This is a genomic window from uncultured Cytophaga sp., from assembly GCF_937863595.1.
Lineage (GTDB): Bacteria > Bacteroidota > Bacteroidia > Cytophagales > Cytophagaceae > Cytophaga.
The window spans coordinates 1-25,753 of record NZ_CALMGQ010000116.1 but is presented as its reverse complement, the minus strand read 5'-3'; the positions used below and the strand labels follow the sequence as shown (position 1 = coordinate 25,753).

General features: G+C 34.9%; 19 protein-coding genes. 13 read left to right on the top strand and 6 right to left on the bottom strand.

All coding sequences use genetic code 11. From position 1 onward, the window contains the following. Nucleotide 1: 1 nt before the first annotated feature. From metH to Q0543_RS10235, 5 genes are all read left to right on the top strand, one after another. Nucleotides 2-2,695 (top strand): methionine synthase, encoded by a 2,694-nt coding sequence (gene metH, locus Q0543_RS10255; protein ID WP_299252258.1) that lies wholly within the window; start codon nucleotides 2-4, stop codon nucleotides 2,693-2,695. Nucleotides 2,696-3,410: 715 nt separating this feature from the next. Next, a complete protein-coding gene (metF, locus tag Q0543_RS10250; protein WP_299252255.1) occupies nucleotides 3,411-4,367 on the top strand; it encodes a methylenetetrahydrofolate reductase [NAD(P)H] in 957 nt (318 codons plus the stop codon). After that, nucleotides 4,367-5,236, top strand: a complete 870-nt coding sequence (locus tag Q0543_RS10245) for a hydroxymethylglutaryl-CoA lyase (protein WP_299252253.1) — start codon at nucleotides 4,367-4,369, stop codon at nucleotides 5,234-5,236. Before metF ends, Q0543_RS10245 begins: the two co-directional genes overlap by 1 nt. Before the next feature lie 29 nt (nucleotides 5,237-5,265). After that, a complete protein-coding gene (locus Q0543_RS10240; protein ID WP_299252251.1) occupies nucleotides 5,266-6,009 on the top strand; it encodes a (Fe-S)-binding protein in 744 nt (247 codons plus the stop codon). A 239-nt stretch (nucleotides 6,010-6,248) separates the two neighbouring features. Beyond that, nucleotides 6,249-6,719 (top strand): DUF6495 family protein, encoded by a 471-nt coding sequence (locus Q0543_RS10235; protein ID WP_299252248.1) that lies wholly within the window; start codon nucleotides 6,249-6,251, stop codon nucleotides 6,717-6,719. A gap of 357 nt (nucleotides 6,720-7,076) precedes the next feature. Here Q0543_RS10235 and tnpA read toward each other — a convergent pair whose 3' ends face one another. The 5 genes from tnpA to Q0543_RS10210 all read right to left on the bottom strand — a co-directional run bounded on the left by tnpA (nucleotide 7,077) and on the right by Q0543_RS10210 (nucleotide 14,094). Further along, complete coding sequence (gene tnpA, locus Q0543_RS10230) at nucleotides 7,077-7,526, bottom strand: IS200/IS605 family transposase (RefSeq protein WP_299252245.1); 450 nt, start codon at nucleotides 7,524-7,526, stop codon at nucleotides 7,077-7,079. Nucleotides 7,527-7,944: 418 nt separating this feature from the next. Continuing rightward, a complete protein-coding gene (locus Q0543_RS10225; protein ID WP_299252242.1) occupies nucleotides 7,945-11,169 on the bottom strand; it encodes a M1 family metallopeptidase in 3,225 nt (1,074 codons plus the stop codon). After that, nucleotides 11,166-12,383, bottom strand: a complete 1,218-nt coding sequence (locus Q0543_RS10220; RefSeq protein ID WP_299252239.1) for a DnaJ domain-containing protein — start codon at nucleotides 12,381-12,383, stop codon at nucleotides 11,166-11,168. The genes Q0543_RS10225 and Q0543_RS10220 overlap by 4 nt, the downstream gene beginning before the upstream one ends. A gap of 98 nt (nucleotides 12,384-12,481) precedes the next feature. Beyond that, nucleotides 12,482-13,576, bottom strand: coding sequence for a DNA-processing protein DprA (gene dprA, locus Q0543_RS10215; RefSeq protein ID WP_299252236.1), 1,095 nt, complete (start codon nucleotides 13,574-13,576; stop codon nucleotides 12,482-12,484). A gap of 179 nt (nucleotides 13,577-13,755) precedes the next feature. Beyond that, a complete protein-coding gene (locus Q0543_RS10210) occupies nucleotides 13,756-14,094 on the bottom strand; it encodes a MerR family transcriptional regulator (protein ID WP_299252296.1) in 339 nt (112 codons plus the stop codon). A gap of 277 nt (nucleotides 14,095-14,371) precedes the next feature. Here Q0543_RS10210 and alaS point away from each other — a divergent pair, with 277 nt between their 5' ends. Genes alaS through Q0543_RS10190 form a run of 4 tightly spaced genes read left to right on the top strand, consistent with a single transcriptional unit; the run spans nucleotide 14,372 to nucleotide 20,242 of the window. Then, nucleotides 14,372-17,005 carry an alanine--tRNA ligase gene (alaS, locus tag Q0543_RS10205; protein WP_299252293.1) on the top strand — a complete coding sequence of 878 codons (2,634 nt, stop codon included), beginning with the start codon at nucleotides 14,372-14,374 and terminating at the stop codon, nucleotides 17,003-17,005. Between the two features lie 18 nt (nucleotides 17,006-17,023). After that, entirely contained in the window at nucleotides 17,024-18,481 is a 1,458-nt protein-coding gene (gene gatB, locus Q0543_RS10200) for an Asp-tRNA(Asn)/Glu-tRNA(Gln) amidotransferase subunit GatB (protein ID WP_299252233.1), read from the top strand. 5 nt (nucleotides 18,482-18,486) lie between these two features. Further along, entirely contained in the window at nucleotides 18,487-19,653 is a 1,167-nt protein-coding gene (locus tag Q0543_RS10195; RefSeq protein ID WP_299252231.1) for a TlpA disulfide reductase family protein, read from the top strand. A gap of 4 nt (nucleotides 19,654-19,657) precedes the next feature. After that, the gene (locus tag Q0543_RS10190) at nucleotides 19,658-20,242 is read left to right on the top strand and encodes a hypothetical protein (protein WP_299252228.1); all 585 of its coding nucleotides are present in this window, start codon (nucleotides 19,658-19,660) and stop codon (nucleotides 20,240-20,242) included. A 598-nt stretch (nucleotides 20,243-20,840) separates the two neighbouring features. Here Q0543_RS10190 and Q0543_RS10185 read toward each other — a convergent pair. After that, nucleotides 20,841-22,358 carry a hypothetical protein gene (locus Q0543_RS10185; RefSeq protein ID WP_299252225.1) on the bottom strand — a complete coding sequence of 506 codons (1,518 nt, stop codon included), beginning with the start codon at nucleotides 22,356-22,358 and terminating at the stop codon, nucleotides 20,841-20,843. A 514-nt stretch (nucleotides 22,359-22,872) separates the two neighbouring features. On the opposite strand from Q0543_RS10185, the gene Q0543_RS10180 reads away from it, so the two are divergent. The 4 genes from Q0543_RS10180 to Q0543_RS10165 form a co-directional block, all read left to right on the top strand. Continuing rightward, nucleotides 22,873-24,198, top strand: coding sequence for a DEAD/DEAH box helicase (locus tag Q0543_RS10180; protein ID WP_299252223.1), 1,326 nt, complete (start codon nucleotides 22,873-22,875; stop codon nucleotides 24,196-24,198). 341 nt (nucleotides 24,199-24,539) lie between these two features. Beyond that, nucleotides 24,540-24,905, top strand: a complete 366-nt coding sequence (locus tag Q0543_RS10175) for a hypothetical protein (RefSeq protein ID WP_299252220.1) — start codon at nucleotides 24,540-24,542, stop codon at nucleotides 24,903-24,905. A gap of 382 nt (nucleotides 24,906-25,287) precedes the next feature. Further along, nucleotides 25,288-25,431: a hypothetical protein gene (locus Q0543_RS10170; protein ID WP_299252217.1), complete on the top strand. Its 144-nt coding sequence runs from the start codon at nucleotides 25,288-25,290 to the stop codon at nucleotides 25,429-25,431. Next, the coding region (locus tag Q0543_RS10165; RefSeq protein WP_299252215.1) for a DUF6169 family protein at nucleotides 25,415-25,753 on the top strand (339 nt) is incomplete at its 3' end. The genes Q0543_RS10170 and Q0543_RS10165, both read left to right, overlap by 17 nt.

Sequence of the window (25,753 nt, the reverse complement as noted above, 5' to 3'; positions counted from 1 at the left end):
AATGAAATATAAAATAGGTAAGTTGAAATTAAGTGGTCTTGAGCCACTAATCGTAGATAAAGATTCCATTTTTGTAAATATTGGTGAAAGAACCAACGTTACAGGTTCTAAAATGTTTTTACGTTTAATTAAGGAGAATAAATACGAAGAAGCGATTGCTGTTGCATTGGATCAAGTTCGTGGAGGTGCGCAAGTGATTGACGTCAACATGGATGAAGGAATGTTGGATAGTGAGGCTGCAATGGTTCGCTATTTAAACTTACTCGCTTCTGAACCAGAAATTTCTCGTGTGCCTGTAATGGTGGATTCATCTAAATGGCATGTGATTGAAGCCGGACTTAAATGTATTCAAGGAAAAGGTATTGTAAACTCCATCAGTTTAAAAGCGGGCGAGGCTGAGTTCTTGGAACAGGCGAGCAAAATTAAAAAGTATGGTGCAGCTGTTGTTGTAATGGCTTTTGATGAAGATGGACAAGCTGACACATATGAAAGACGTATTCAAATTTGTGAGCGTTCATATCGTACATTGGTTGATAAACTTAATTTCAATCCGAACGATATTATTTTCGATCCCAATATTTTTCCTATTGCTACGGGTATTGATGAGCATAAAAATTATGCCGTTGATTTTTTTAAAGCAACTCGTTGGATTAGAGAAAACCTTCCGGGTGCCCATGTAAGCGGAGGTGTAAGTAATATGTCCTTTTCGTTTAGAGGGAATAATACCGTGCGTGAAGCGATGCACTCTGTGTTTTTATATTATGCAATAAAAGAAGGAATGGATATGGGTATTGTAAACCCAGCCATGCTTGAGGTATATCAAAACATTCCCAAAGATTTATTGGAACGTGTTGAAGATGTTGTGTTAAATAGGAGAGACGATGCCACAGAACGTTTGTTGGAATATGCCGATCGTGTTAAAGGAGTCGATAAAGTTCTGGTTAAAGATCTTGAATGGCGGAACGGGAGTGTTGAAGAACGCTTGACGCATGCACTTGTGAAAGGCGAAATTGAATTTATTGATGCCGATACGGAAGAAGCACGTATTAAATATGTGATTCCTCTAAAAGTAATTGAAGGTCCGTTGATGGCTGGGATGAATGTGGTTGGAGATCTTTTTGGCGAAGGGAAAATGTTTTTGCCACAAGTTGTAAAGAGTGCGCGTGTTATGAAAAAATCCGTAGCATATTTGATGCCTTTCTTAGAAGAAGAAAAAAAGAAGAACGGTGATCAACGTAATGCAGGTAAAATATTGATGGCTACAGTTAAAGGCGATGTACATGATATTGGAAAGAATATTGTAGGTGTCGTGTTGGCGTGTAACAATTATGACATAGTAGATTTAGGAGTAATGGTTCCAGCTGCTAAAATATTAGAACGAGCTATAGAAGAAAAAGTAGATATCATTGGACTGTCTGGTTTGATTACGCCATCTTTAGATGAGATGGTAACCGTTGCGAAAGAAATGGAACGTGCAGGTTTTAAATTGCCATTGATGATTGGTGGTGCAACCACTTCACGTATACATACAGCAGTAAAAATTGATCCGAATTATAGTGGTGCAGTGATACACGTATTGGATGCTTCAAAAGGAGTACCCGTTGCGAGTAAATTATTGAGCGATGAACATTGCGAAGCTTTCGTTAAAGAAATGAAAGCCGAGTATGCGCAACTTCGTGAAGATTATGCAAATAAACGCGAAGATAAAAATTATGTGACCTACGCAGAAGCGTGTGCAAACAAATTTGTAGCGGATTGGAATACGGTTCCCATTCATACCCCCAATCAATTGGGAAGTTATGCCTTAACCGATTTCTCTTTGGAAGAAATTCGTACATATATTGATTGGACACCGTTTTTTCAGACATGGATGTTGAAAGGGAAATATCCGAAAATATTTAAAGATCCGGTGATTGGTGTTGAAGCTGAAAAGCTATTTGTGGATGCCAATACGTTGTTAGATCAAGTTATTAAAGAAAAATGGCTTACCGCGAATGCTGTATATGGCATTTATCCTGCCTCAGTTGTTCAGGATGATACGGTTGAAGTATACGCTGATGAATCTAGAACGACCGTACTGAAACAATTCCATTTTTTAAGACAACAAGGGAAAAAAGGGAAAGGAGTACCCAATATTTCTTTAGCGGATTATATTGCGCCGAAAGAATCTGGTAAAAAGGATTACATTGGCATGTTTGCAGTAACGGCTGGTATGGGTATTGAACCTTATTTAGAGCGTTTTGAAAAAGATCATGATGATTATAATAGCATTATGTTGAAAGCTATAGCAGATCGATTGGCTGAAGCTTTTGCAGAATGTGTACATGCGAAAGTACGTAAAGAGTTTTGGGGGTATGCTCCGGAAGAAAATATAGATACGGAAGAGATGATTAAAGAGACCTATGTAGGTATTCGTCCAGCACCAGGTTATCCTGCTTGTCCTGATCATACAGAAAAGCCGGACTTATTTAAATTGTTGGATGCGACGAATAAAACAGGAATAATATTGACAGAAAGTATGGCGATGTACCCAGCATCTTCTGTTTCTGGATTTTATTTTGCCAGTCCAGATGCCAAGTATTTTGGTCTTGGTAAAGTTGCAAAAGACCAAGTGGAAGTCTATGCCAACCGCAAAAAGATGAATTTGTCGACCATGGAGAAGTGGTTGGCACCCAATTTAACATATGATGTTTAATATATATACAATATTTTGAATAAAATCCCTATATATGTAAATGTATAGGGATTTCTTTTTTTTATTAAACAAATGGATATCTATTTCTGTAAAATGAAGCATAAATAGAAGAATAATACAATTTTAACAATTGTTAAGAGTGTATATTTTAAGTTATAATTTATAAAAAATACATTTTCATAAGTGGTTGTATTATAAAAAGTTGTTTATTGAGATGAATCTATAAATTGTATTATTCCACTATTTAATTAAATACTAGTAAAATGCGGCTAATTTGACTAAAATATAAATAATAGCATATTATTGCAAAATGAGGCATTTTTACTTAATTTAGTTCTAATAAACCTCCACGAATTAATTATTTGCAAATAGTGGTTAATTCATTTTTGTAATTAAATAAATATATTTGCTTGACTAAAGTGAAAATTCTATCGTTGCCAAACGATAGAATTTTTTTTTTGATGTCTCTATCTAATAAAAAAAAACATGCATGTAAATATTTCTCAAGTGCAAATTGTTAATAAGATTTCTCTATGTTATCAACAATGAAAATATATAGATTTAATTTTTCATTTTAAATGAATCAATTAATAGTGGATACTTTTTATTCATACAATCATATTTTATTTATAATTCCATTCATTCAATGATTTAATTTCAGTGTAGTGGTTTCAAATTGATTTATGTATTTTTGTATACATACTAATACAACAACATGAAGGTTACAGAACATATTGCTGCGGCAAATGGTAAGACATTATTTTCAATAGAAATACTTCCGCCTCTTAAAGGACAAAATATACAATCTATTTTTGATGCAATTGATCCATTGATGGAATTTAAGCCTCCATTTATTGATGTTACCTATCACAGAGAAGATTTCCAAATAAAGGAACGTTCAGACGGAACAAAGGAGAAGATCACTGTTCGTAAGCGTCCTGGGACGGTTGGGATTTGTGCAGCTATCATGAATCGTTTTAAAGTAGATGCAGTTCCTCATTTAATTTGTGGTGGATTTAATAGACAAGAAACGGAAGACGCATTAATTGATTTGCAATTTTTAGGAATTGATAATGTGTTGGCACTAAGAGGTGATCCAATAAAATTTGAAGGAAATTTTATTCCGAAAGTTGGTGGCTACAGTTATGCTTCAGAATTGGTTTCACAAATCAAGGATATGAATAATGGCATTTATGTGGAAGAAGATTTATTGAATCCTGCACCAACAAATTTTTGTATTGGTGTTGCAGCATATCCAGAAATGCATATGGATGCTTCTTCATTAGAAGCAGATATGAAACAATTAAAACATAAAGTAGATTGTGGTAGTGACTACATTGTTACACAAATGTTTTTTGATAATAAAAAGTACTTGGACTTTGTTGCAAACTGCAGAGCAAATGGAATTCATATTCCAATCATTCCAGGAATTAAACCATTGACAACGAAGAAACAATTGCAAATTTTACCGAAAATATTCCATTTAGTTATTCCGGAAGACTTGGTAAAAGCAGTAGAAGCGTGTAAAGATGACGAACAAGTTCGTCAGGTTGGTATTGAGTGGGCTGTGCAACAATCGAAAGAACTTATGCAAGCTGGAACGCCCGTATTGCACTATTACTCAATGGGTAAGTCAGATACGGTTAAATCAATCGCTTCACAGGTATTTTAATGCAGTCCATTCCATCACATATAAAGCTTATTGAGTGTCCTAGAGACGCCATGCAGGGTATTTTGCCTTTTATTCCTACCGAATTAAAGGCAAAATATATCAATATCTTGTTGCGTTCTGGGTTTCATACGGTTGACTTTGGAAGTTTTGTCTCTTCGAAAGCCATACCACAGATGAAAGACACGGCAGATGTGCTGGATTTATTAAACTTAGATGGGGAGCGATCGGCCTTATTATCTATTATTGCCAATGAAAGAGGAGCAGAGCAGGCATTAAGCTATTCGGAAATTGACTATTTGGGTTTTCCATTATCCCTATCTGAAACCTTTCAACAAAAAAATACCAATAAAAGTATTGATGAAGCAATGCGAACAGTTGATGCCATTCAGCATTTGTGCATTCAACGACAAAAAAATCTAGTAGTATATTTATCTATGGGTTTTGGAAATCCATATGGTGAGTCTTATTCTGCTTCAACGGTTATTGATTTTGTCAAACAACTGGATCAATTAGAAATTACGACAATCTCATTGTCTGATACGATTGGAAGCTCTGAACCAGAATTGATTAAGCATGTATTTAATTCTGTACAATCTGCATTTCCACATATTGAATTTGGAGCACATTTTCACTCGCGACCAGATACAGCACGGATAAAAATACAAGCTGCTTTGGATGTTGGCTGCAAGCGTATCGATTCGACTATTATGGGAATTGGTGGTTGCCCTATGGCAAAAGATGAATTGGTTGGAAATATTAATACGGAAGTTTTGTTAGAAGAATTAAAAATCCGATCCATCCCTACGAATATTAATCCGATACAATTTAAGGAAGCATTAAAAATGGCTTCAGAAATATTTACGAGATAACGCAGTTTATCTGCACTTCCCATACGCACATGAAATCTAAAAAAATAATCGTTGATATTTTTATTCCTTGTTTTGTGGATCAAGTATATCCCGAAACGGGTTTTAATATGGTCAAAATATTAGAACATTTAGGATGTGAAGTGCATTACAATCCAAATCAAACATGTTGCGGTCAGCCAGCATTTAATGCAGGTTTTTTTGATGAAGCCAAAGATGTTGCCATTAAATTTTTAAAAGATTTTTCTACACCAAATCGATATATCGTTTCTCCATCTGCATCTTGTGTAGGTATGGTTTGCAATAGTTACAGTCGCTTGTTTGATTCTACATCTTTTATATTGGATTACAAACGCGTTAAACAAAATACGTATGAGTTTACAGAGTTTGTAACTAAAATATTGGGTGTTACTTCAATCCCAGGTGCTGCCTTTGATGCAAAGATTACCTACCACGATTCCTGCAGTGCATTGAGGGAATGTAAGATTAAAGAAGGTCCGAGAGCCTTATTGAAAAATGTAAAAGGCATTGAATTGGTTGAGTTGAAAGACAATGAAACGTGTTGTGGATTTGGCGGTACCTTTGCCGTAAAATTTGAACCCATTTCGGTTGGTATGGCCGAGCAAAAAGTGTTAAATGCCATGGATACGGGCGCATCCATTATTGTATCTACAGATGTTTCGTGTTTGATGCACCTAGATGGCTATATCAAACACAATAACTTGACTATTAAAACCATGCATATTTGTGATGTGTTAGCAAGTGGTTTGAAGTAAAAGATACGATCCGTTGTTAAACTAATGATTGTGTTCTGCGCACTCGTTATACATCATTTATACTATATTTCAGAGCATCGTTTGATATAAACATAAACTTGGTCTCTTGTAACACAAAGATCGAAAACTGTACTTTCGAATTCCACTAAACATTGATACTATCAATTCGGTGGTATTTGTTTTGCCACACATTCAAGGGCGTTATAATTCATCATTTATAATTCATAATTCAAAAAAACATGCCTACCTACCGTTCCTTAAGCCTAGAAGAACTTACAGATTTAGAAAAAGAATTTGTTGAATACCTTGTGTTGAATGGCTTTACAGCAGAAGATTGGGTGAAAATGAAAGAGCAAGACAGAGCAGGAGCAGACCAGTTGATTGATGTTTTTAGCGATGTAGTTTTTGAAGGCATCATGCGAAATATAAAGTATCTTGAATACCGTTCTGAAAAATTTGTTCATGCTTTTCAATGTCATTCAGAGGAATTAGTATTGGTTGCAATGGAATCGAAAGATGAAACGGGTGTTAATTTTTTAGATCCTGTTTTTATTCAAGAAGCTACAGTGAATCCGCCTGATAAATTATTTGTACAAACAAGTTCAAAGAAGTATTCTAAAAGAAGAGAATTGGAGTTGTTTGATATGATTCAAGCGGGCTGCGTAATATCAGATGGTGGTTTGTTTAAGGCTTTGTGTTTGAAATTGTAGGAAGGTGACTTTTACTAGTTACAACTACTAGGGGCGATGCCCCTAGCTATGGTTTTAAAGCCTTTCAGGCTTTGTGTTCTGTTTATTTTTAGTTCTAAATTGATAGAATACTTCTTTTTAAATTTATCTACTCTTGCTATGAAATGCAAACAGGCTGAAAGCCTGAAATGCCATAGCTAGGGGCATCGCCCCTAGTGTGTTTAATGTTTTTATTTTTATTTCTAAATTGATAAAATACTTTTTTAAAACTCTCACCAATACTTGTTATGAAATGCGAACAGGCTGAAAGCCTGAAATATCATAGCTAGGGGCATCGCCCCTAGTAAATAAAGTATTGCGTCCGCATCCATATATACTTTACACCCAGAAATATTCCGAATCATACTCAGAAATTTGATACTCCTTCATGAAGTTTTCAATTTCATTCTGAAATGATACGTTTTTATGATGTTCTTTTTGATTGATAATGTAAGATGTAACAATATCAATTTTAGAACTACTAACAGAGAAAGCGCCGTAACCAATTTGCCAAGTAAATCCATTAATGCCATTGCTTTTCATCCATTTAGAAGAATACTTTTTAACTTCTTCTATAATTTTAATTAAGGTGTATTTTTTTGAGAATCGAAAAAGAATATGAATATGATCCGGCATTGAATTTATTTTAATAACTGGGCTATCCAGGTTTTTTAATATGCCGGTTATGTATTTACGTAATGAAGGTTCTATTTCTTCAGTAATAAAGGGATGCCGATTTTTTGTTCCAAATATAAGATGTACATATATCTGTGAAAGTGATTGTCCCATAAAATTAAAAATTAGCTGGTTGAATATTGCATTTGTTATTCACTAGGGGCGACCCTAGAATTACTATGACTAGGGGCGATGCCCCTAGCTTTGATATTAAAGCCTTTCAGGCTTCGTGTTCTGTTTATTTTTAGTTCTAAATTGATAAAATACTTTTTTAAAACTCTCACCAATACTTGCTATGAAATGCGAACAGGCTGAAAGCCTGAAATGTCATAGCTAGGGGCATCGCCCCTAGCAAATAAAGTATTGCGTCCGCATCCATATATACAAAACTTTACACCCAGAAATATTTCGAATCATACTCAGAAATTTGATACTCCTTCATGAAGTTTTCAATTTCATTCTGAAATGATACGTTTTTATGATGAATCAAAGCTAGGGGCATCGCCCCTAGAAATTTCGTGTTAAGAGAAACCTAAAATGCTCTACTCACAGATAACACCCATCTAAAATCGGTATAGTTCTCACCAACAGCAGGTCTGTTAATCCATAAGGGGAAATCTGCACGAATGACTAAAGGTGTAATATCATACGGAGAAAATTTGATTGTCATTGCTGTACCCAAACCTGCATCCATCCGTACACCGCTCCAATAATTTTTAGTTGCTACTTTGTAGTTTAATATTCCCCCATCAAAAAAACCATACATATCAAAATGAATATTTTTTGTAAGACCTTTCGCTTTTAGTTTGATGAATTTATCAAACTCCAATTCAATGTTTACCGAACCTCCAGATTGTCCATTGTAGGCATAGACGATGGTATCACCACCACTTGGTTTAGCTATTTTTTCAGTACAAATATTTCCTGCATATCCACGGAGATTTAATCCGCCGCCATATTGAAAATGGTTGGTGCTGTTTTGATAATTCAACCAATCATTCGGTACAATCCCTACCGCGCGCGTATATTTATTGTCAATCATTTGTTCTTGATTTGCACCAGCAGCATATACGGAACTTTCTAGCGGTACATCATTCAAGCCCATTTGCGCAAATGCTCTTGTGCGCACATCTAATTTTTTTGTGAGTGCATAGCTATTTTTTGCTTCCCCAGTCACTTGAGAGTAATTATAACTGCTTGCAATGAATGGCGTACGTACACTTAGATTCAATGTTCCACTTCCTTTTGTATACACATAATTGCGCAAAACGGAAATATTGAACGAGGCATTTACCCATTGCGTAGATTGATTGCGAACGCCCCATTCATTTGCATACAATAAATAGGGTTGATAATTATATTCATTTACGAGGTACTTTGCAAATACGGAAATCTTGGTGTACCTCGCATTTTGTCGGTCTTGTCTGCGGAATGTTTTTTCAATTCCTAAAATTCCTTTCCAAATTCCTGCATTGAATGCCAATTGAGAATTTGCAACCAACTCTTTCGATACCTTACTCAGTTGTCGATTATACATTGCATTAAATGCAATGTATTGAGGATTTAAGTTGGTTGCTGTCTTAAGGTTTTGTCCTAAGGTTGTATTTCCCCAAACACTTACATGATAATTGTATTTATTGAAATATTTCCCTTCTGCATGTATACCTAATTGTAAGCCGTCAAAGCCATTGTACCAAACATCCGGACGCAGATAATTGCGACGGTATTTCCAATTTTTTGCAAGAGGAACGCGGTGGTCAAATTGCCAGGTATTATTTGTTTTCTTTCCCCATTCGTTGTTGGAGTTGTCAATATCAGCAAGCAACATTTCTGGATCAATAATAACGTTTTTAATTTTTGAAGTAGATTTTATGTTTGTGGTGTATGTTGGTTTCAATAAATCCCAACCATACCATTTTGCTAAAATACTGTCTTTTGTTGGTGGCTTAAACCACGTGTTTGGAATTAAGAAATTTTTGGATGTTCCATCTTCATACGATACGGTGAATTTAAGTGGCATCTGCATTCTACCAATACGTTCGAAGGTTACAGCGTATTCAATTGAATCGGTGTTTTTTGAAATGCGTTTTACAGATTTTACCTTGTAATCAATATTCTTAGTTGTTTCCAACCATTCATCAAAAAACCAATTTAAATCTGTTTGGGTATATTCAATGATGGCTTGCCTGAAGTCTTCAGGATAGGGATGCGCAAATTTCCACTTTTGTACATAGTGTTTCATTGCGCCTAAAAATAAAGAATCACCTAATACATACTTTAAATTATACAGCATGGTTCCAGATTTGTAATAGACCAAACCATAATTACCACTGTGTCTAATGGCTCCATTGAAAGCACAAGAATGGGTATTTAATTGCTCATCAAAATTTTCTGAAGCATGATTTAAATACGGTGCATATAAATAATCATTTCTATTATCTGCTGAATCAATATATTTATCGATGAATTTATTTGGGTGGATACGATCGCGTTTTTTACCTAAAATTTTATCCATCGACCACACTGTTAAGAACTGTGTAAAACCTTCATCCATAAAAGCGCGGTATGTTTCATTCGAACCAACCATTCCATAAAACCACATGTGACCAACTTCATGTGATAACAAATATTGATGCTGCGGATAGGTTCCATTATCTAAGGTTAACATAGAGTATTCCATACCATCTTTTGCATCGGCTACAATTATTTTGGGCCAGTTATACATGCCAAAATCGGTGGAATAAGTCTGAATGATTCTTGCTGTATAGCCACCTGATTGCTGCCACTTGGAAGCATTTTGTTCTTGCGCCAAGGTGATTACGCGCACACCATTCCAAGAGGTTTCTCCAATGCGATAAAGTGGATCAGCCGTGAATGCAAAATTGTGCACATTGTCTGCGTGGAAAATCCATGTTTTGGTTTTGCCTTTTACCTTCGGAATAATAATGGAAGGTTGTTCGCCAAACTTCTTATTTGCGAAATTCTTAATATCTAATTTTGCACGCAAGGTGTCGGGTAATACTTCTTTTTCATTCACCATAATACCGGTTGCGTCCAATACGTATTCTTGCGGCAAGGTCAAAGAAACATCAAAACTTCCATAGTCGTGATAAAATTCTTTATCTAAATGTTGGTCGGTTGTCCATCCAAATTTTTGATCGTACACACAAATAGAAGGATACCAAAATACACCATCAAAATGTTTGGTATTGAATGTTTCATAAAACTTCATTCTTCGACGAATGCTACCATTATCATAATAGGTTTTGAATTTCATTGTTACCACTAATGAATCGCCACTTTTTAAAGGTTGATTTAAAAATACTTTTAGAATGGTATTGTCGAGCTCGGTTTTTACTACTTGTCCATTTACTTGAATGTTTTCAGTGGTTGTACCTAAACCTTCTTTTTGATACGCACCAAACGTAACAGGCACCTTATTGTTCTTATTTAAGTCTTCGTAATAGGAGCCTGGCAACGCAATGTTTTGAAACAAATGAAAATAAAGTTCTTTTAATTCATACGGAGAATTGTTCCAGTAAACGAGTGTGTAAGAATCACCAGTAAGCGTATTTAAGGAATCGTTCAAAGTAGCTTCAATGATGTAATGTACATCTTGCTGCCAATAATCAGCGCGTGGCATTTTGTTTTTCCAATAGTGTGGATTGCTCGCAGATCGATACGTGTTTGTTGATTTATTTTGTGCTATGCAAAGTGTTGCAAGCATCATAAGGATACTTGTATAGAAATATTTCATAATTCAGTTTGGCAATATTTATATATAGCTGTTTTTGCAGCCAAAACATTTAATTGGTCTGCTATTTCAAATAGATTGCAGGCGGCAGTACTGTCTTGATTTCTGCGTGCAATTTCTCCTTTGAAATAATACGCTTCTCCTTTTGTAGGGAATTTTATAATCGCTTTGTCGAGTTGACTGATTGCAAAATCCTCGTTGTGTTCATTGTAATTACAAAGTGCAATTCGGATAAGCGCATCAGCGGAAGTAGGGTGCAGGGCATAAAAGCTTGTATAAGTCTTACGGGCTTCTTCATAATTTTTCATTAAGAAGTGAATTTCTGCTTGGTAATAAATTAAGCTATCATCTTTAGCCGCATCGGGCATTGTTTTCAATCGTTCCGAATCAGATAATGCTTTTGTAAAGTTGCCTATTTTTAAGTCTGTTCGAAGTAGTTTTAATCCAACACGGCGTTTATCTGCATCCAATTCATAGTTTTCAAAAGAACGATTGAAATACATGGCAGATAAGGAGTCGATGCCGCGTATATTGTTTAATAGTTGTGTGCTTTCAGTATTTAAACTTGCATCGATATTTTTCTTTTGTAATTCTAAATCAAAATAGAATAATTCAATGGTATTGTTATGGGCTAACTTGGAATAGATGTCTCCAATTTTTTCATTGGTTAGTGGATTTTCATAGTCTTTTTCTAAGGATGATAAGTAATATCCCATAGCTTTTACTTCATTTCCTTTTTGTTCTTCGTGCAATCCTTCTGCAAAATATTCTTTTGCAGCATAGTCATTCATGAAGTTATAGAACCAAGTGCTGGCAATAATGAAGAGGATAGCTCCAATAGCAATGTAAATGTAATACCTATTTAGTTTTTTTTGTGATTGAGTACTGCGATTGCCTTGTGGTTTTTTATATGCTTTTTGAGTGTATTGCTTTTCTGTATTTGGATTGGTATTTCTTGGTCTATTTGCTTGTGTATTTGTCGAATATTGCTGACTGGATTCCGCATAGTTGATTTTTAAATCGTAGCGATATCTAGATTGCTGATTGGATAGTGTTTGATAGGCTTCGTTTATTTTTTTGAAGTGTTCTTCATGAAATTTAGAACCTGGATGCTTATCGGGATGGTATTTTTTTGCAAGATTTTTAAATGATTTTTTAATGTCATCGGTTGATGCAAATTTGGAAACGCCTAATATCTCATAAAAAGTTGATGCCATACGTATATTCAATTCAGTAATAGCTATCAAGATATAAAAAGACCTGTAGTTCACAAAGTGAAAACGGTTTCATTTATCAACTATCCGTATAATTTTGTTTATCGTAGCGAGAATTTCTTGCCGGATAAGGCTTTTACAATTCCTTTGAATTCCATTTGTAATAATACCGAACTTATTTTATGCATGGGCAATTGCGCCTTCCAACTTAGTTCATCTATGTGTATGGCTTCATTGTCAATCAATACGGCATAAATCATCAATTCATCTTCTTCTAAATCGGATAAGATTATGTTCTTGTGCGTAATAATTCCTGGTTCAATATCCCAGTTTAATAATTCAATTAAGTCTGAAGCGCGTGTTAAGGTATGTGCTTTATTTTGCTTAATTAAATTGTTACATCCTTCAGAAGTAAGGTCTGTGATTCTTCCTGGAACGGCCATCACTTCACGGTTGTATCCATTCGCAATGTCTGCAGTAATCAATGCACCACCAGATTGTGTTGCTTCCACCACAATCGTAACATCTGCCATACCTGCAATAATTCTATTGCGAGCAGGGAAACGCATGGGTTCTGCAATGGATCCAAAGGTGTATTCACTCATCAAACCACCTTGCTCAATCATTTTTAGCGCTGTGTTTTTATGAACAGCAGGGTAGATGATGTCTGTTCCATTTGCCATTACACCAATGGTGTCCAAGCCTAATTCTAAGGCGTCTCGGTGTGCTTGTATATCGATACCATAAGCTAGTCCGCTTACCACAAGAGGTTTGTACGAAGCCAATCCTTCTAATAATTTTCGTACAATTGTTTTGCCATACTCTGTAGCTTTTCGTGTACCAACAATTGCGATGGATCTTTCAGGATTCACCTTTGTATTTCCTTTATAATAAAGTAAGGTAGGAGCGTCCGGAATTTGCTTGAGTCGTGTCGGATAATCAGAATCGGTATAAAATAATATCTGCGTATCAAGCTTTTCTGCTTTGCGCACAATGCTTTCGGCTTCGTTTAAAACAGATGTATTTTGAAGATTCTCGATGGTAACGGCACCAATACCGGGAATGTTTTTAAGTTTCCCTTTGGGTGTTTTAAAAATTTGTTCGGCACTTCCGCAATAACTAATCAACGTTTTAGTAGTCGCTGCGCCAATGCCAGGGATAAGCCCCACGGCAACTTGATAAATTTTTTCCTGCATAGCTGTGAAGGAGAACGTGTAATGTTTAACGTGTAAAAGTTTATATGTATTTAATTTTTCATTAAAATAAACGAATGGGTTGTGTTGTCCTAATATAAAATATTTAATTTATTGGTAGTGCTGAACGTAATAATCAAACACTTCTCAAGCTTTAGGCATTAGGCCTTCAGCATTAAGCCTTATTCCATCTGCTTCTTTAAATCAACCAAAAAGTCCCGAACCTTTTGAAGCGAATCCAACAAATCCATTTTGTCTTTAGACTTGTGGCGATCTACCTTTAGCATTTCTTTTGCTCCTTGTAGGGTATAGCCACGTTCTTTTACCAAGTTGTAGATCATTCTAAAATTCTCAATGTCTTCTTTAGTGAATTGTCTATTTCCGCGGCGGTTCTTTTGAGGTTTGAAGATATCAAATTCTGTTTCCCAAAAACGTATCAGGGAAGGAGCAACTTTAAACATGGCAGAAACTTCGCCAATGGTAAAATATTTTTTCTCTATATCTTTCTCTTTGTAAGGCAATTTGATAGCTGGATGTGTATAAATACGTGAACTGCTTAATTTCAAAATTACATAATCCAAGCGTTAGAATGTAGGTGTTCATGCAGTGGATGCATAATTCTTTTCCACATTTTAAGGTTCAATGTGGAAAAGCCTTCAATTTAAAGCCTATTCGAATACATATAATTATAAAAAATATAAATCTATTCCACAAAATCGGACTTTTAACGTGGTTTTTTCCTAAATTTGACGATTATAAAAACCTGTTGAAAACCCACATTTGAGTATGTCTTCGTATATGACCTCAGCTGAAATTCGTCAGCAATTTCTGGATTTCTTTGCCTCTAAAGGCCATCAAATAGTACCTTCTGCACCAATCGTTAATAAAAATGATCCGACGTTGATGTTTACCAACGCAGGAATGAATCAATTTAAAGATTTCTTTTTAGGAAATGAAACACCCAAATACCGTCGTGTTGCGGATACACAAAAATGTTTGCGCGTATCTGGAAAGCATAATGATTTGGAAGAAGTAGGTATTGATACCTATCATCATACCATGTTTGAAATGCTTGGTAACTGGTCGTTTGGAGATTATTTCAAAGAAGAAGCCATTGCTTGGTCGTGGGAATTGTTGACTTCGGTATACAAACTTCCAAAAGATCGGTTGTATGTAACCATTTTTGAAGGTGATGAAAAAGAAAAATTAGCGCGCGATTCAGAAGCATATAATTTTTGGAAACAATGGATTGCAGAAGATCGCATTCTATTAGGAAATAAAAAAGACAACTTCTGGGAAATGGGCGAGCAAGGCCCATGCGGGCCGTGTTCTGAGATTCACGTGGATCTTCGTACAGACGAAGAAATTGCAGCTGTTGATGGTAAAACATTGGTCAATAACGATCACCCTCAAGTGGTTGAAATTTGGAACAATGTATTCATTCAATTCAATCGTAAAGCGGATGGTTCGCTTGAAGAGCTTCCAGATAAGCACGTAGATACAGGTATGGGTTTTGAACGTCTGTGTATGGCCATTCAAAAGAAACGTTCCAACTACGATACAGATGTGTTTTCACCGATGATTGATTTCGTAGCCAATGCTTCTGGAATTAAATATGGTGCAGATGAAAAGACGGATATTGCAATGCGTGTTATGGCCGATCACATTCGTGCGATTTCATTTGTCATTGCTGATGGACAACTTCCATCAAACAACAAAGCAGGATACGTAATTCGTCGTATCCTTCGTCGTGCCGTGCGTTATGCGTATACCTTCTTAAATTTAAAAGAACCGTTCTTATATAAATTGGTTGCTGTATTGGCAGATCAATTGGCGCATGTATTCCCAGAATTAAAAGCGCAACAAGATTTTGTATCTAAAGTTGTACAAGAAGAAGAGATTTCTTTCTTACGTACATTGGATATTGGTTTAAGTAAATTAGATCAAATCAGAGAAGAATTAAAAACGAAGAAATCATCAATCATTGACGGTAAAACGGCATTTGAATTATACGATACCTTTGGTTTTCCGTTGGATTTGATTCAATTGATTGCGCGTGAAAATAACTTAACAGTTGACGAATCAGGCTTTGATGTTGAAATGGCTGCTCAAAAGCAACGTTCTAAAAAAGCAGCAAGTGTTGAAACAAGCGACTGGACAATCGTTACAGAAGACGATGAAGTGGAGTTTGTTGGTTACGACCATTTAATTTCTACTTCTAGAATCATTAAATACCGTCAGGTTAAAACGAAAGGAAAAGATCAATATCAATTGGTATTGGATACGACTCCCTTTTATGCAGAAAGCGGCGGACAAGCTGGCGATTCAGGTACCTTGGTGCAAGGAGTTCAGAAAATTAAGGTTCTGAATACCGTAAAAGAAAATAACTTAATTATACATCTTACAGAACAATTACCTGCTGATTTAAAAGCAACGGTTGAATGTAAAGTAAATGTATTGCAACGTTCCCTTACTGAAAACAATCACTCGGCAACGCACTTATTGCATGCTGCATTGAAGCAAGTATTGGGTGCCCACGTAAATCAAAAAGGTTCCTTGGTAAATGAATCGGTATTGCGATTTGACTTCTCGCACTTTTCTAAAGTAACAGAAGAAGAATTGAAACAAGTCGAATTGATTGTAAATCAAAAGGTGCGTGAAAATATTTCATTGAATGAAAGACGTAATGTGCCGATTGAAGAAGCAAAGAAACTTGGTGCAATGGCATTGTTTGGTGAAAAATACGGTGAATATGTACGTATGATTACCTTCGATGATTCATTCTCTCGAGAATTGTGCGGTGGTACACACGTTTCGTCTACAGGTAAAATTGGTTTCTTTAAAATTACGAGTGAAGCTTCTGTAGCAGCTGGTGTTCGAAGAATTGAGGCATTGACAGCAACTTCTGCGGAAGTATATGTAGACGAACAACAATCTACGCTATCAAAAATAAATGACTTGATGAAAAATCCGAAGGACATAGTTAAGTCGTTGGAGGATTTGTTGGAAGAACGTATTGCATTGCAAAAGCAATTGGATGAATACCAAGCAGAGAAATCAAAAGCAATTGCAAAGAGCTTAAAAGAAACGGTTGAAAACGTAGGGGATATTAATTTCATTCGTGCAAAACTAAGCTTACCATCTGTTGATGCAATGCGACAAGTAGCATTTGATTTGAAACAAACAGTAGACAATTTAGTATTGGTATTAGCTGTTGATGTAGATGGAAAACCAAACGTTGCTGTGATGATTTCAGATAATCTTGTTGCAGACAAAGGATTGAATGCATCGCTTATGATTCGTGAATTGTCGAAAGAAATACAAGGCGGTGGCGGCGGACAGCCATTCTACGCTACAGCAGGTGGAAAAGATATAAATGGCTTGGATAAAGTGATCGCGAAAGCAAAAGACCTTATTCAAGTGAGTGCTTAATATATTTAGAATAGAATTATGGATCAATCAATTATAGATAAATACCAACCAGTAATCGGTTTAGAAGTACACGCGCAGTTGTCTACACTGAGTAAAATATTTGCTTCTGATTCTGCCGAATTTGGTAGCATGCCCAATACAAACGTGAGTGTTATTACACTTGGTCACCCAGGCACCTTGCCACGTTTGAATAAGAAGGTTGTTGAATACGCCATTAAGATGGGTTTGGCTTGTGGTTCTGAAATCAATCGCTTTACATCTTTCGATCGTAAAAATTATTTTTATCCCGATCTTCCAAAAGGTTTTCAAACCACACAAGATAGCGCGCCTATTTGTATTGGTGGAAATGTAATTATAAAATTAAAGAACTCCGAAGCGCAAACTATTCGATTAAATCGTATTCACATGGAAGACGATGCAGGTAAAAACATGCACCTTGCTGGTGAGGTTGATACCTTGGTGGATTACAATCGTGCAGGTGTTCCCTTGATTGAGATTGTTACGGAGCCTGATATTCGTACGTCTGAAGAAGCGTATGCGGTAATGACAGAAATTAGAAAGCTGGTACGTTACCTCGAAATTTGTGATGGTAACATGGAAGAAGGCTCTATGCGTTGCGATGCTAACGTTTCTGTAATGTTGAAAGGCGCAACAGAATATGGTAAAAAAGTAGAAGTTAAAAACATGAACTCGGTACGTAACGTACAGCGAGCAATTGATTTTGAAATTCTCCGTCAGATTGCTATGGTTGAAAACGGAGAGGAGATTATTTCGGAATCCCGTCAGTTTGATGCAGAAGATGGTAGTACCCATGGTATGCGTACCAAAGAAGAATTAAACGATTACCGTTATTTCCCTGAGCCCGATTTACAACCCGTTTCTATTAGTGATGCGTGGTTGGCAGAAATCAAAGCAACCTTACCTGCACTTCCGCAAGAATTGTATGCCAAGTTTTCGAATGAATATAAATTGTCTGAATACGATGTACAAGTATTAACAGATACGAAGGAAATTGCTTTGTATTTTGACGAAGTGTGCAAACATACAAAGAACTATAAGTTAGCAGCCAACTGGGTTACAGGCGCTGTAAAGTCGTATTTGAATGAATTGGCTTTGCATGTTATTGATTTAAAAATCACCCCAGTGCAAATTGCGCAATTGGTTGATTTGATTGAGTCTGGTAAAGTAAATAATACCATCGCCAACCAATCGATCTTCCCAGAATTGATTAAAGGGACATCAAAAACGCCCTTACAATTAGCAGAAGAAATGAACTTGGTGCAGCAAAGCAATACCGATGAATTGATTCCGTTGATTGAAGCAATTATCGCAAAGTACCCAGCGAAGGTTGCCGAATACAAAGGAGGCAAGACAGGTATTTTGTCTATGTTTATGGGTGACTTGATGAAAGCAACCAAAGGGAAAGCAGACCCAAAAGTTGCAACCGAATTAATTAAAAAAGTGCTTGACGCATAATTGATATGAAAAGATTTTCTATTGTTTATTTAGTAGTTGCCTTGATAGCTGTTTTTTCTTGTACGGAAGAAAAAGAAAAAGTAAGTAAACTAGGAACCATCGACTATTCTATTAAAGCGACTGTTACCAATTCTAAAGGCGATGCCGTATATCTAGAAGAAATACGCGATAAGCAATGGATTGTAATCGATTCAACGAAATTAACGGATGGTACGTTTGAATTAAGCGGCAATATACCTGCTGTAGATATTTATCGTTTGCGTTTTGCAGAGAATGCTTTTGTTCCATTATTATTGAATGCAGATAAGATTGTTTTTACGGTAGATCTGAACCAGCCATTTGAAACGATTGTATTTTCTGGAAGTAAAGAAAATGAAACCTATGCTGACTTCAATAAGAAGATGCTGGGTTTTAATAAAAAACATGAAGCATTAGCTTCGATGTTGGATTCGTTGAAAAAAGGTGTAAACAATCCTATTTTAGCAACCAATTACATGAATGAAATTAAGGCTACAGAAGCAGAGATGAAAGTTTTTGTAGAGCAGTCTATTTCTGCGAATACTGGTTCGCCTATAGTATTTAGTATGTTGAGTTATGCAGATTGGGATAACGAATTTGCTTTTATTGAAACGGCTACTACTGCTATTAAACAAAAGCAACCAACCTATAAATATACAGAAAGTTTGGTAAGCAATGTTACGCAATACAAAGCATACTTAGAACAAATGGCAGCCAAAGCAAAAGGCAATCCTGCTGCTATTGGTAAAGAAGCTCCTGAATTTATGTTGCCAGACACAAAGGGTAAAATGGTAAGTTTGTCTTCTTTTAGAGGGAAGTACGTATTGTTAGATTTTTGGGCTTCATGGTGTGGACCCTGTCGACAAGAATCTTCAACAGTTGTAAAAGCGTATCAACGTTTTAAAGGAAAGAATTTTGATATTTTGAGTGTGTCTCTAGACGACAGTAAGGAGAAGTGGTTGAAGGCAATAGAGAAGGATCACTTAACATGGACACATGTGGGGGATATGAAAGCGTGGGAATCTTCTGTGGTACGTTTGTATCAAGTAGAAGGGATTCCTGCAACGTTTTTATTAGATCCCAATGGTGTTGTCATTGCGAGAGATTTGCGTGGCCCAGCTTTAGAAAATACATTAGAAAAATTATTGAAATAATACTATGTTAAAAATTGCTGAAGACTTAAAAGAAAAAATTTCATATTTTTTAATTGCCGGAATTTTAATCGTTGCAGTTTTACCTTTGATTGTTGAAATGCCGATGATGGTATTGTTCGTCATACGAACGATACTTGTTGGAGGCTTGGCGTCCTTATATTTACTTACTGCGGAAACAAAAGACCTGGTTTTTGTCGCTTTCGCAACGTTTATATTGTTGTGTCTCGTACAGCTTATTTTGCCGAATTTGGAAGAGCAAGTGGTTAAAATGTTATTTATATTAGCCTTCGTGACTTCGGCTTTGGCAATGGGAGTATTGGCTTACAAACACAGCAAAGAATTTAAATCCTTCGAAATACTGGAGTTTTTATTAGTGGTATTCTTACTTATTTCAGCAAGTCAATATATTATACAAACAGAATATTCCTTATACTATCCTTTTGCTGTATGTTTTATTATTGCAACATTGATGTATAACAATAATTTATGGATGCGTTACAAAGATTCAGAAAAAGAATTGTTGATTTTTTTACTTACGATTTCTTTTGTAGATGTGATTCAAGTAAGCGCGAAGTTTATACGGTTTTAAAATAATGTATAAGTGTTAGGTTTTAAGTAAGCGCTTGTTGCAATTGTATTGGTAGCGCGCTCTCACCTGAACTCAAATCAATCCGTTGTTGTGCCAGCGGCCAACAACTTAGAAATCTATGAAGGTTGGGCATGTTATAAAATTTGACATTTAATAACTATAAAGAATGGATTTTTTTTCGCAAAATTTTGATCAAAGGAGAATTGGTGGTTCTACATTGATTATTTTATCAATAATCATGGCATCTAATATTTATGATCATCAAAAAAAACAAGATTCTAATTCATATATCGCAATTACAGTATTTATTATAAATTTTATTACTTGTGTGAATAATGATTATGTAGCTTATTTACATACTCATAAATTAAAGAGTTTTTTACCAACGTTAATAATTGTTTTAATAAATATTGGATTAGTATTCATTTTTTTATTTGGTTAGTTATCGTATCTACCTAAACACCAATCCATATCCATGTTTGCGATAGGTATTCTTATTATTATGCTACTCAAACCGTCGTGTTTGTTGTTCGGTTTATGTAATTGTTTTTTGATAAAATGATCATAACTAACACCGATTTTGTACTCCTTACTTTCCTTATTTCACCACCACTTCATACTTCTTCCTAGCTTCCGCAACATTCACGCCCATTCCTTTGTATGACATGCGGCTTGCTGGGATGCCCGCTTTTACCAAATAATCATTAAGTATCTTTGCTTGGTCTTGAGTGTAATCATTGCTATACGTCATTGTTGAATCTTCAAGGTTGAGTATTTCTTTGTCTCTTGAATGATGACGAATAGTATCTATGTCTACTTTATCCGTGTAGGCAAGCAATTGGATATTCAATAATGGATTTACTTTAAGTAATAATTTAACACGATTTAATTCGAGTTCTGATTTTTTATCTAATTCCAAACTATCATTAAATGTAATTGTCGTTAATTCAATTTTACTTCCTTTTGCTAAGGGCTTTAATTCGTAATTGATATCTTTCAGCTCGTATTTTATAGTTGTAGTTGTCGGATTATAAAACGATTTGTATTCAAAGCCTGGGGCAGCAGGGAAGATGCTCACATCATAATCGCCGGATGCCAGTACGGGAACGGAGTAGCTGCCATCTGCAGTTGTTCTGTAAACGGTAGTGAAACCTGAATTGACATGCGTAACTGTTATTTGAGACGCTACTGGTTTCTTTGTTGTTGCATTTAATACTTTTCCTTGATATAATTTCACCATTTCTGGCTGCATATCTTCTGGAACTTTTGCAATAATGATATCGCGTTCGTCTTTTCCTTTTCCGGGAGCATCAGAATACAACATCGATCCACCTGCAGCAATGGATATGTATTTGTCATCGTTTGCTGTATTTACAAATGCAAAATTTACAGGCGTGCTAAAACTTCCGTTTTCTGAACGAATACTTTTGTAGAAGTCATAACCACCTTTACCACCCGCGCGCATGGAAGAGAATAAAAATGTTTTATTATCGGATAGAATTTTGCCGCCACATTCACAACCTGTGTTTATTGTTGATGGTAATTCAACAGGCTCTTTCCAAGAAGTAGAGCTTATGCGTTCGGTAACCATTATTTTACCACACGGTTTGCCTGATGGTGTTTTTTTGTCACTCAGTACCGTATAGTACATGTATTTTCCATCAGGTGAAAGGGAAGGATCCAATTCATTTCCGGTAGAGTTGATTGGTTTTCCAAAATTCACTGGCGCTGACCAGCCTCCAGCAGCATTTTTTTCTGAATAATAAATATCTGTTCCACCGATACCTCTAAAACGATTGGAATGAAATAAAATAATATCACCTGCATGATTGATGAAATATCCACCATTTGTGAGCGCTTCACTTTGTGTATTGACACCGGGCACAATAACAGGAACCGACCAAGAATTATTTACCTGGTATGAAATCATAACATCTGCTTTATTCGTATTCCAATAAACCATTTCGTACAACAATGTTTTTCCATCTCCGCTAACGCTTGGGTTAAAATCGTCCGACATAGACGTATTTATGGGGTTTTTCAAAAAGACAACTTGAGCAGATAGGTGCTGAGAAACGAATCCTACAACCATTAAAAAGAAAACATGTAATTTCATACGTGGGTTAATTTACGTCAGAATTAATTTATGATACGTGTTTAAGGTACGAAAATTCTTGCAACATGTATAGATGTAATTATAGAAAATAGTCGCTATTTATAGGTGATTGGTTATATAAGAGTATTTCTTGATTCTCTATTCTTTAGAAAGTTTGATTAAACGGTATTTTTTTAATCATCCAATAAAAATGAATGACAACGAAAGTTGAGTAGGTCTATAAATATCTTCTTGGCTTTCATTGCCTTTTGATTATGGAATTAAAAGAGGAAAAAAACAGTGATTTTATTAGTTAAATCTACCTAGTTTCATTTTTTTTCATTGAATTAGTTCGTGTAATTCCATGTTTCAGCACTAAAACATCTCTACTATTAGCCTGTAATTACATAGATATTACGTCTTATCATTAAATCCGCTATTTATTTTGTATTTTTGATATTCAATTCCATGTGGTTTTTAATCGTCTGGTTTAGAGGGAATCGAATAATTTATTCGGATTAAACAATTCAATACTGTGTCTTTAGAAGGATTAAAATTAAATAAGCAATTAAATACTGCTATGGCTGATCTGGGATTTACAAGTCCTAGAGAAGTTCAAGAAAAAACATTATCGCGTATCATCGGCGGACAAGATTTAGTAGTTATAGGCCCCGAAGGATGTGGTAAAACTACTGCTCTTGTATTGGGTGTATTGGGTAAATTAAAATACGCATTCGAACTTGCTCCTCGTGTAATCATTATGGTTCCTACCAGAGAAAATGGAGAAGACCTTGAAGAGCAATTTAGATTATTGGGTAGAAGTCTAGATATTCGTGTACTGGGCGTTTACGCAGGCATGGGCATGGAAGGTCAACGCGAACTCCTAGAAGAAGGAATCGATGTTGTAATAGGTACGCCAGATAGAATTGAAGCAATGTATATAAAGTCTGCAATCAATTTAACACAGGTGAAAGCATTCATATTAGATGATGCAGATTTGATTGTAAAACAAGGATTCCATACCGTTGTTAAAAATATTACAGAAAGTTTACCAAAATGTCAGCATGTTATTTTTACAGAAATAATGCATGATAAATTGCAAAAGCTTGCTGATTTTTTTATGAATTATTCTACTACGATTGAAGTAGACTTAGATTCGTTTGATGTAATTGATACCGTTCCGCTTCATTTATATAAATTGCCCAATTACAAAACGAAGTTGAATTTAATCAATTTGATGTTGCGTGATTACGATACGTATACAAAGGTTGTTGTATTTTCAAATACAAAAGTGACTTCTGAAAAGTTAATGAAAAGCCTTGAAAAGCGTATTGAGAAAGCAGTTGCACTTTTTAATCCGCCTTTTAATCAAAAAGGATTTACTTCATTTGAAGCATTCAAACAAGATGAAGAAGTGCGTGTATTGTTGCTTTCTAACGAAGAGGAAGTAACGGTAAATTTAGATGATATTCCATTCATTATACATTTTGATTTGCCTTTAGATTACAATCAGTTTATCAATCGTGTGGAGCGCAAGCAGGTAGATGAATTGCCAAATACCATTGCAATCACGTACGCAACAGATATTGAATTAAATATGGTGCGTAAAGTAGAGTTGGGTGTGGGGCATAACATGGAAATCATAGAGCTTCCTGCTGATTTAATTATCGAAGGGAATAGAAATGGCGAAACAGATGAAGCAGCTGCGTCTAAACATAAAAAACGTGTCAATACAGACGAAGAATACGTTCCAGGTGCGGCGTTTCATGCTAAAAAAGAAAGCAATCTAAAGGATTACAATTACAATTATAAGGATAAGCGTAAAATGGCTGGCAAGAAGAGTAAGAGAAGAGATAGCTAGTTTATGAATTATGAATTATGAATTATAAATTATGAATGATCCTGGCCTGAGAAGGCTGGGATTTTTTTATGGTATTGTGCGAGGATATTAAATTCGAAAAAATAGATGTTTATTTTCAAAATCTCTATAAAACGAAAAAGCCTTAGATTTCTCTAAGGCTGTTTGGGGAATGGTAATGATGAATGGAACATTTCAATAATATTCATTATTTTCAATGAAAACATCAGTCTATGTATGAGTTTTTTAAGAGTTAAAATATGATTGAAATTCGTTCTTTTTCAATTTTTGATACAATAATTAATATAATTATTGTATTTATTATTTTGTGGCTCCTTTTTAAAATGACAGCCATTTATTTTGATTATGAACAATTCTCTGACAATACTATTTTGACTTTCATTGCTATTGTTATATTACCAGGTTTATTACTTGTATATTCTACATTTAAAAACATCATTATTACAAAAGATTTAGTTGTAGTGAAACAATTCTGGAAGAAAGATATCATTTATAAAATTATGGATGTAGAAAAAATATCCATAAAGAAAGGTGTTGCAACGTCTTATATTAAAGCGGTAGGTTATATGGATACATTCTATGAAAATATCATTATTAGATTTAAAGGTGATGCAAAACTTGTGATTTCATCTGGAACGTATTCAAATTATTTGGAGATGAAAAAGTATTTTTTAGAGCTTAAAAGTTAAGTTATAAACTTCGAAAACGCAGTAAAATCCCTATAAAACGAAAAAGCCTTAGATTTCTCTAAGGCTTTTTGCGGAATTGACGGGACTCGATATTTGATTATAATATATTGTTTTTCAGTTACTTGAATTTTATTGGTAGAAAATGGGTAATGAAAAGGTATTTAGAGTATTAAATATGAATTATGATGACATTTGTATATGTTTTAACATAATTTTGTTACTTTTATGCAATAAATGTGTAATATATATGCAATATAAGTGTAATATATATGCAATAAATGTATTATATTTGCGTATAAATATCTGATAATTAAAGTATAAGTAAATGTTGGTATTATATAAATTCTTTAAATAATAATCAGCTTATATTAACTTGTATAATATGAAAAAGACAGCCACTAAATTCGAAATCAAATCTGTAAAAGATATAGTTGAGGTTAAAGCCTATATCAAAAAACAGATGCAGTCTGGAAAACCTATTGATGAATCTAAAATGAAAGGAATCAAATTTGCTTCGCCCTTATAGCTACAAATTTGATGGTGTTAATTCTTACGTTTTTTATACATCATCAAAGCAAAAATATTTTTTTCAATTTTTAGATATCACCGATTTATACTATCATCTAAATCCGGAACTTACAAGCAATGTATATGAGTTTTTCTTTTTTCCTGAAAAGACAAAAAAATCTAAAACTGATCCAAGAATAGCTAAAACAATTACTATTGCTATTACACGGCTTTTAAAGAAAAATCCTAATGCTATAATTTGTTTTACTTGTGATTCTGATGATAGGAAAGAAGATAGCAGAAAGAGATTGTTTCAAAAATGGTTTAGAGAATCTAATACT